Annotated in this window: 1 protein-coding gene and 1 pseudogene; one reads left to right on the top strand and one right to left on the bottom strand. The window is 71.8% G+C overall.

All coding sequences use genetic code 11. The annotated features are described in order from the left end of the window. Positions 1 to 270, bottom strand: a pseudogene (locus MKK70_RS00010) (KUP/HAK/KT family potassium transporter); the annotation flags it as partial. Here MKK70_RS00010 and MKK70_RS00005 point away from each other — a divergent pair. Then, positions 254 to 461: KUP/HAK/KT family potassium transporter (locus tag MKK70_RS00005; RefSeq protein ID WP_243945243.1), on the top strand; the 208-nt coding region annotated here is incomplete at its 3' end. The pseudogene MKK70_RS00010 and the gene MKK70_RS00005 overlap by 17 nt on opposite strands.

The raw sequence follows: 461 nt of genomic DNA, 5'->3' as shown, positions 1-461 counted from the left end.
CACCGAGATCGCCGGGGTGATCGCGCCGTCGCCGTAGAGAAGCGCCGCGCCGATCAGCCCGACGACGAGCAGCAGCGCCTTCCACGAGCGCGGCCTCGCATGGCGCGCGCCCAGCAGCGCCAGCATCGCGACGATGCCGCCCTCGCCGGCATTGTCGGCGCTCAGGCTCAGCACCGCGTATTTCATCGAGGCGATCAGGATCAGCGCCCACCGGGTCAGCGAGACCGCGCCGACCCCCGCGATGGGGCCGGGGTTGCTGCCCCCGCTGGCCGACCCCAGGCGGGTGGTCGGCGCGGTCTCGCTGATCCTGTGGGCGATGATCCTGATCGTCTCGCTGAAATACGCGGTGCTGATCCTGCGCGCCGAAAATGCCGGCGAGGGCGGCATCGTCGGGATGCTGGCGCTGCTGGGCGCGCGCCATGCGAAGCCGCGCTCGTGGAAGGCGCTGCTGCTCGTCGTCG

It is taken from the genome of Methylobacterium sp. E-041 (assembly GCF_022829665.1).
Classification (GTDB): domain Bacteria; phylum Pseudomonadota; class Alphaproteobacteria; order Rhizobiales; family Beijerinckiaceae; genus Methylobacterium.
Note: the sequence above shows the minus strand (reverse complement) of the source record. Positions and strands in the feature narration are given on the sequence as shown.